Source organism: uncultured Parabacteroides sp. (assembly GCF_905196875.1).
Lineage (GTDB): Bacteria > Bacteroidota > Bacteroidia > Bacteroidales > Tannerellaceae > Parabacteroides.
Genome location: NZ_CAJJWO010000121.1, coordinates 1 through 8,075, shown reverse-complemented (window position 1 = coordinate 8,075; position 8,075 = coordinate 1). Strand labels below are relative to the sequence as shown.

The 8,075-nt window shown below is 43.4% G+C and carries 10 protein-coding genes; 6 read left to right on the top strand and 4 right to left on the bottom strand.

Features of this window, described 5'->3' with window-relative positions; genetic code table 11:
- Positions 1–115: 115 nt before the first annotated feature.
- Genes QZ076_RS21555 through QZ076_RS21545 form a run of 3 tightly spaced genes read right to left on the bottom strand, consistent with a single transcriptional unit; the run spans position 116 to position 1,491 of the window.
- Positions 116–466 (bottom strand): MGMT family protein, encoded by a 351-nt coding sequence (locus tag QZ076_RS21555; RefSeq protein ID WP_293717169.1) that lies wholly within the window; start codon positions 464–466, stop codon positions 116–118.
- An 11-nt stretch (positions 467–477) separates the two neighbouring features.
- Entirely contained in the window at positions 478–1,338 is an 861-nt protein-coding gene (locus QZ076_RS21550; protein ID WP_293717168.1) for a DUF6599 family protein, read from the bottom strand.
- A 12-nt stretch (positions 1,339–1,350) separates the two neighbouring features.
- Positions 1,351–1,491 (bottom strand): hypothetical protein, encoded by a 141-nt coding sequence (locus QZ076_RS21545; RefSeq protein ID WP_293717167.1) that lies wholly within the window; start codon positions 1,489–1,491, stop codon positions 1,351–1,353.
- 69 nt (positions 1,492–1,560) lie between these two features.
- Here QZ076_RS21545 and QZ076_RS21540 point away from each other — a divergent pair, with 69 nt between their 5' ends.
- The 6 genes from QZ076_RS21540 (at position 1,561) to QZ076_RS21515 (ending at position 7,224) form a co-directional block, all read left to right on the top strand.
- Positions 1,561–2,835 (top strand): carboxypeptidase-like regulatory domain-containing protein, encoded by a 1,275-nt coding sequence (locus tag QZ076_RS21540; protein ID WP_293717166.1) that lies wholly within the window; start codon positions 1,561–1,563, stop codon positions 2,833–2,835.
- A 53-nt stretch (positions 2,836–2,888) separates the two neighbouring features.
- A complete protein-coding gene (locus QZ076_RS21535) occupies positions 2,889–3,440 on the top strand; it encodes an RNA polymerase sigma-70 factor (protein ID WP_293717165.1) in 552 nt (183 codons plus the stop codon).
- The gene (locus QZ076_RS21530; protein WP_293717164.1) at positions 3,437–4,285 is read left to right on the top strand and encodes a FecR domain-containing protein; all 849 of its coding nucleotides are present in this window, start codon (positions 3,437–3,439) and stop codon (positions 4,283–4,285) included. Before QZ076_RS21535 ends, QZ076_RS21530 begins: the two co-directional genes overlap by 4 nt.
- A 20-nt stretch (positions 4,286–4,305) precedes the next feature.
- Entirely contained in the window at positions 4,306–5,865 is a 1,560-nt protein-coding gene (locus QZ076_RS21525; protein ID WP_293717163.1) for an STN and carboxypeptidase regulatory-like domain-containing protein, read from the top strand.
- Between the two features lie 494 nt (positions 5,866–6,359).
- Positions 6,360–6,692 carry a 6-carboxytetrahydropterin synthase QueD gene (queD, locus tag QZ076_RS21520; protein ID WP_293717162.1) on the top strand — a complete coding sequence of 111 codons (333 nt, stop codon included), beginning with the start codon at positions 6,360–6,362 and terminating at the stop codon, positions 6,690–6,692.
- Positions 6,679–7,224, top strand: a complete 546-nt coding sequence (locus QZ076_RS21515) for a 7-carboxy-7-deazaguanine synthase QueE (protein ID WP_293717161.1) — start codon at positions 6,679–6,681, stop codon at positions 7,222–7,224. Before queD ends, QZ076_RS21515 begins: the two co-directional genes overlap by 14 nt.
- 101 nt (positions 7,225–7,325) lie before the next feature.
- Here QZ076_RS21515 and QZ076_RS21510 read toward each other — a convergent pair.
- On the bottom strand, positions 7,326–8,075 hold a 750-nt coding region (locus tag QZ076_RS21510), incomplete at its 5' end, for an MATE family efflux transporter (RefSeq protein WP_293717160.1).

The following is an 8,075-nucleotide window of genomic DNA, read 5'->3' as shown; positions in this document are numbered from 1 at the left end:
CGACAGGCGGCCGGCTACAAGCCTGTCGGAAATATGGTCATCGATGAGGATATGCACCAGGCGATGGTGAGGCAAAAGGCGATGGAGATTTGTTTGAAGCGATTTTTTGACAGGATTATTGAGGGAGAACAATTTCCTTCATCGGATCCCAAAACACACGTTTCCAGTCTTTGATGCGGTTATTCTCAACCATCACACCTTCTTCTGCCAGTTTTTCCTGCATCTCGGTTGGAGTGCTGAAAGCATCTTTGCCGGATAAAATCCCCTGGCTGTTTACTACACGATAAGCAGGGATGCCGGTTTCCGCACTGTTGCAGTTACCTAAAACAGTTCCTACCATCCGCGACATATTCGGATAACCGATGGAACGGGCTATTGCCCCATAACTGGTGGCACGCCCGTACGGAACCGTTTTTACCACCTGGAAGACAGCTTGTATAAAGTCTGCCTTATCAAAGTTTGACATTTACAAAATCATTAAAGTTTTCCCGCCACTTCATTCAATAGTTTATCACTGCCAGTTATCGTATCTCCATTCTCATTGAAGATACCGATCAGGTAACGTCCTTTCCAAACAGACGGGATATCTCCGTTGTATCGGTCTTTTATAAGCAGTTCACCCTCTTTCAATTCCTGTGACTGCTTGGTAAAAGCCATATATTGCGTCAATATCTCTTTTACTCCTTCCGGGCTACCTCCATCCAGTATAAAAAACAGGAAGCTTTGTCCGTTGCATTCGTATTTTGCAGTGTAAACGGCACGCAGAAACTCATGACCGATAAAATTGGAAGTTATATAACTGTCTGAATAAGGAACTTTACCCTCTTTCGGAAACAAACGGACTGGCAACGGATAAGCAGCATTCGGATCTATCTTTTCTGCCAATCCTTTTCCTATCGTCTGCAATTCTCCGGATACATCCCCGGAGGAATTACTCCATATCTTTAAATACATATTCCCGGCAAAGAAATACAAATTGGTCTTATCCCCTTGCGCTTCTCCTCCTATCGGAAGGTATGCGAGATCGGACGAACGCTCCGAAGAATACATGCCGAATGCATCTTCCGGTGTTGCATGCCGGTAGGCCTGTATAGTAATATAATCTGCCCCCTTCTTATACTCCATCGAAGTCATTTCCCTGAAATTATTCTCGATAAAAAGCGGAGCAGCTCCATTGATCCGATCAAACAAGTTATCGGGATTGAAGACTTCCACTTCTTCCGATATGGTCCAACCATCCACCGCCGGCAACCACGATTTCAACTCGTCAGGTGTCTGAGCATTTAGCGGACAGACAGGCAAAAGAAACAAGAGCAATAAATAATTAATGTATTTCATAAGTCGGTATTATTAAGTCAAAAATTCATTCGGCACCTGCATAACCGGTGTGATAGCGGCAATCTTTACCGATACATCGAAACCAAACGGACAAGTCACCTGACAGGTCTCACAAATATAGAAAGATTTATCAAAATAATTCGTTTTTTCCATAGGGTATTTACTTCCTGAACGATCTTATTAGTACAAACGAGTAATATTCACCTTTAAAACAATACAGAGATGAAAACGCAGTATAGACAATCCATCAGATTTTTGCTGATCATATTATTAGTGGTAGGGATAAGTCCGCTACAGGCACAAGAGTTGGAACGCGACGATGCCAATGCCGAATTTATCACCGTAAGCGGAGTCGTTAAAGACAAGCAAAACAAGAAACGGCTGGAATATGTAAATATTTCCATTCCGGGCAGTAACTCAGGTACCATCACCAACGAGGAAGGGGAATTCTCTTTCAAGATCAAAGATGCATCTCATGTAAAAGCGGTAGAAGTATCGCATATCGGATACTATAATAATAAAGTAGAAGTCAACGGTAACAATATCTCCGACCTGACTGTCTGGATGACTCCTTACGAGAACATGCTCGACGAGATTATTATCCATGCCAGCGACCCTCGTCTCATCGTGGAGCAAGCAATCAGAAAGATCCCGGCAAATTATAGTAAGAAAACGAATATGCTGACCGGTTTCTATCGTGAAACGGCCCAAAAGGGAAAAAGATACATCAACATATCGGAAGCTGTGATCGATGTCTACAAAACCCCGTATAACGAGTCGGCAGACCGCGACCGGGTACAGATCTATAAAGGTCGCAAGTTGTTGAGCCAGAAAAAAAGCGACACACTAGCCGTTAAGCTGCTCGGTGGCCCTAACATGTCGATCTATGTCGATATTGTGAAGAACCCGGATGTAATGCTCGACCTGGAATGCCTGCCTTATTACACTTTCAAAATGGAAGAATCAACCAATATCGATAACCGTCCGCAGTATGTAATCAGTTTCCAACCCCAGGTCATCATGCCGTATGCCCTGTATTACGGAAAACTCTACATCGACAAGGAACGACTCTCATTTACCCGTGCAGAATTCAACCTGAGCATGGACGATCGCAACAAAGCGACCCAGGCCATCCTCAAAAAGAAACCGTTCGGATTACGCTTCCGCCCGCTTGAAGTGGCCTACCTGGTCACTTATAAAGAAAGGAATGGTGTAACTTATCTGAACTATGTACGCAACGGGGTACGATTTAAATGTGACTGGAAACGTAAACTGTTCTCAACCAATTACACCATCATTTCGGAAATGGTCGTGACAGACGGTAAAGAGGACAACGTAGGCGGTATCCCGTTCAAGACAGCATTTAAAGAATCACAGTCACTGTCCGACAAGGTGGAAAACTTTATGGACGAAGATTTCTGGGGTGCTTACAATATCATCGAACCTACGGAATCGCTGGACAGTGCTGTAAACAAATTAAAAAAGCAACAGAAATAAATTTCAATATCTTTTCGTACATTTGAAGGACTCTAATAATTAAGATCCACGGCATGCTGAACGATTTATTCGTACTTACAAAGATTAAAGAGGGGGACGTCAAGGCTTTTGAAGGTATCTTCCGGCTCTACTACTCCCCCCTTTGCCTGTATGCCGCAGGTATCACGGGTAATATGGACGTGGCCGAGGAAATTGTTCAAGAGTTGTTTTATGTATTCTGGAAAGAAAAAGAGAAACTGCAAGTGTTCCGCTCCATAAAAAGTTATCTGTACGGGGCAGTACGCAACCAGGCTCTCCAATACTGTGAACATCTGGAAGTACGCAACCGTTACCGGGAAAACGTACTTTCGGGAGATCAGGAAAGTAAACCTTCCGACCCACAGGATCAGCTGGAGTACAAAGAGTTGGAAACACTGATAAACAAAACACTCAAGAAGCTGCCGGAACGCCGGCTTCGTATCTTCCGGATGCACCGCTTCGAGGGAAAGAAATATGCAGAGATAGCCTCTACCCTCTCCCTGTCGGTCAAAACAGTGGAAGCTGAAATGACAAAGGCACTTCAGATGCTCAGAAAAGAAATTGAGAATTATACACAAACAGTATGACTCGGAAAGAAAAGAACAACAGAAAAACGGACCAGGCATGGACAACACTTTACAATCGCCTGGAGAAGGACGGTCTGATCACCCAAGCGGAGACACCTCGTCCGTCGCTTCGTCTGACTGCATTCAAATGGACAGCGGCGGCTGTCATATTACTTTGCGCATATTTATCAATAAACTATTTCAATCAGACAGAACAGGTTATCGACCGTAACCTGCTTACCCGGCAGAATAAAGAAACAATAACGCTGGCCACCACACTTGAAGATGGTTCCATCGTATATCTGGCAGGGAACGCAGCGATCCATTACCCGGAACATTTCCAACCCGATAAAAGAGAAATATCCCTACAGGGGAACGCTCTTTTCGATATAGCAGGAAACCGTACCCGGCCTTTCCTGATCGAAACGGAAGATACACGTATCGAAGTACTCGGAACGGCTTTTAATGTGAAAAGCGACGGCTCGCAACCTTTCGAACTTTCCGTACAGCGGGGAATGGTGAAGGTGACGCTGAAAAAGAGCGGGCAGGATGTATATGTAAAAGCCGGTGAAACGGCAACCCTCTCTTCACGTAAGCTTCAGGTAAGCCAAACGAAAAACCCGGATCAATTTTCCGAGATAACGCAGCAAATACGTTTCAAAGACGAACGGCTGGCCGACATTCTCCGTATTATCAACCTCAACACGGGGGATATACGTTTGCAGGCCATACCTGCTTTAGAAAGCCGGACACTCACCGTTACTTTCTCCAACAATTCGCCGGAGAGTATAGCGGAACTGATCTGCGCAGCCTTGAACCTGAAATATACACGTGATAAGAATGTATTTACGCTGCATGAGAACTAACAGGATAAAAACAACACGAGGTGAAACGGACCATCACATATCGCATACTCTACTTCCTCATCGGACTGCTATTAGTCGTAGCAGCTCCTTTGCAGGCGGACGATAACGATATTCTCGACCGTGTCATTCACCTTTCCAAAAACAGGGAAACGATTTACCATCTGTTGGGAGAAGTGTCCGAACAATCCGGTTATCTTTTCATCTACGACAGTAAAATTATCAATAACGAACAGATAGTCAAAATACCAGGCGGGAAATATTCCGTCAGGGAAGCTATCTACCTGATCACAGGCAATAAAGAACTTGGGCTCCGGGTGATAGGTAATCACATACTGATCTCACCCCCCATAGAAACGACTCCGGCAGAAGCAGAACCGGTCCTTCCGGACAGTATTCGTTATTTTACACTGGAAGGTCTGCTGCGCGACAAATATACGAACGAGCCTATCCCTTTCGCCACTGTCGGTATCAGTGAGGAAGCTATCGGAAGCATCACTAACCAGGGAGGAGAATTCAGGCTCCGTCTGCCGGACTCTTTACGCCAATCCCAAATCACTTTTTCTCATTTAGGTTATCAGCCGCTCGAGATGTCAGCATCGTTGCTGGCAGAGCGTTACAGTATGCTTACTCTGGAGCCCAAAGTCATCTCCTTGCAGGAAGTTGTGGTCCGCATCGCAAACCCTCTACGATTATTACGCGAAATGCAGGATAAAAAAGAGGAAAACTATTCGCAACAACCGGTCTATATGACCTCGTTCTACCGGGAAGGGATCGAACGGAAAAATAAGTTCGTCAGCCTGACGGAAGGCATTTTTAAAATTTATAAAACGGCTTATACGAATCGTCCCGGAACCGATCAGTTAAAACTATTAAAGATGCGACGTATCTCCAGCAACCAGGATAAAGACACGGTGATCGCTAAAATGAAATCAGGACTCAATGCCAGTCTTATGCTGGATGTAATGAAAGATATGCCTGATTTCCTGATGCCTGAAAGCGAGATAAACTACCCTTATGTCTTTGCCCATTCAGATATAACGGTCATAGATAACCGGATGGCCAACGTGATCTCTTTCGAGCAACGCAACTTCATCACTTTGCCACTCTACAAAGGAAACTTATATATCGATGCAGAGAACAGTGCACTGCTTCGTGCCGAATTCGAGCTGCATCCCAAATACGTGAAAGAAGCTGCCGGCATGCTGGTTGAAAAGAAGAGCCGCAACTTGAAAATCACACCTCAAAAGGTTATTTACACCGTCACCTACAAACCCTGGAACGGAACTTATTATATTAATCATGTAAGGGGCGACCTGCATTTCAAAATAAAACGAAAGAAGCAAATATTCGGTAGCACTCCCCTGCACGTCTGGTTCGAAATGGTTATATGTAAAACAGACACTGTTAATGTTAACCGTTTTACACGAAAAGAAACATTATCGACCCGAACCGTCTTTTCTGAAACAAAATTTAGCTATGATGAAGGTTTTTGGGGAAACTTTAATGTCATTCCACCGGAAGAAAAACTGAATGAAGCAATAGGTAAAATATCGTCGAAGATAGAAGAAACAGGTTACTAAGGGCTTAAAAATCATAAAGAGGGCCTTTTCTCAAAGGCCCTCTTTATAGGTTTTTAATAGGTATTAGTCTTTAAGGCAAAAAGATTGTTTAGGTTATCTGCATGCAAAGATGCGGGATTTTATGTTACTGCGCAAATAAAAAAAGATATTATAAAACACATTTTTAAAATTATCGAAACTTATTTGCAGCTTCTTCTTTTTTTTAACATTTGCTTCCGTCGCTTAAATATTGGTTTACCAACACAAATGCACACATATTTTATCGAATAACAAGCAAAATAACGCAAGTATTTTTACTTATTGCCACTTTAGATCTATTTTCCTTCTCACAAGGAAAGGGAGTTAACATTCTAATACTTGCAAATATACAAATGTTTTTTTAATAAATACGATAGGTAGAGAGCTGATGGTTGCATGTGTATTTTGTGTATTTTTGTACCCGTATCAATGTGACATCAGGTACAGAGTATAAACGTTTAAATTATCTTTTTTCCATGTATACCGTAATTAAGCGAATGGAGGTATCAGCAGCACATAGCCTGAAACTTTCCTATTCCAGTAAATGTGAGAACCTGCATGGTCACAACTGGATCATCACAGTTTATTGTCGCTCGAAAGAATTGAACGCCGATGGTATGGTAATCGATTTCAGCCATATCAAAAAAATTATCAAGAGCAAGCTCGATCATCAAAATTTAAATGAAGTTCTCCCCTTTAACCCGACGGCAGAGAACATTGCACGGTGGATCTGTGACCAGTTACCCACCTGCTACAGAGTAGAAATAAAAGAATCAGAATCAAACACAGCGATCTATGAGAAAGATTAATCAGATTTTTTATAGCCTTCAGGGGGAAGGCTATCATACGGGAAAGGCGACTGTCTTTATCCGTTTTTCAGGATGTAACCTAAAGTGTAGTTTTTGCGATACGGAACATGAAGAAGGAACATTGATGTCTGATGAAGAAATCATCAAGGCTATCTCTGTCTATCCGTCCAACCGGGTTGTTCTGACCGGTGGAGAACCTTCTTTATGGATCGATGAAGAGTTCATCGACCTGCTCCACAAAGCAGGCAAGTATATATGTATAGAGACTAATGGGACCCGGAAGTTACCGGAAGGTATCGACTGGGTGACTTGTTCGCCGAAAGAAGGTGCACCAATCCGTATCGACAGGATGGATGAAGTGAAGGTAGTCTATCTGGGCCAGGATCTATCGGCCTACATTGACCTGCCTGCAAAACATCATTACATACAACCTTGTTCATGCAGGAATACGGCAGAGATTGTAAAATACATCCTGCAGCATCCGGAATGGCAACTCAGTCTGCAAACCCATAAGTTGATCGATATACCTTGATCAACTTCACACAGCCTCCTCTATCCCACAGGGACTGAATACAAATAGCCTCCGATAAAGAATCGGAGGCTATTTGTTTGTCTGAATTCTATGACACCTATTTATCGTGTAGCCATTTTATTCAATATCTTCGGAAACTGTATGGCAAAAATAATCGTACAACAAATAGCTGCCGTCGCATCCGATATAGCCTCCGCCGAATAAACGCCGATCATCCCCATGAAACGCGGCAAGATCAGGGCCAGCGGGACAAGTAGAAAGACCTTACGAAGCAATGCGATAAAGATAGAAATCTTGGCCTGCCCTAGAGCAACGAACATATTCTGACAGGCACGTTGCAAACCGAAAATGGTCATTCCCGCTAAAAAGACAGGCATCACTTCCGTTACTGTTTGTATCAGTTCCTGGTCTGATGTAAAAGCAGAAGCGATAACCGAAGGAAACAAGATCATCAACAACATCAAAATTAGGTTGAACAGGAACATAAAGGTCATCGCTATCTTGAAACATTCCTTTACCCGTTTCTTGTTTCCATGTCCGTAATTATAACTCACTATGGGTACAAAGCCCAAGGCAAACCCGGTAAGCGGCACACTTACAAAAAGCATGGCACTCTGCATGACAGTCAATGCACTCACATAAATGTCCCCAAATGTCTTAAGTGTCCCGTTCAGAACGAAACCGACCAGGCTTTCAGTACTTGCCATAATAAAAGGGGAAACGCCGAGTGCCAGTATAGCCCCGATCACCTTTTTATCCGGTTTCATATAATTGACTTCAAGCCGCAGGGAAGCACGAGAAGAAGTCAGGAACGACAATACCCAGATAGCGGTGGCTGCCTGCGAGATAAT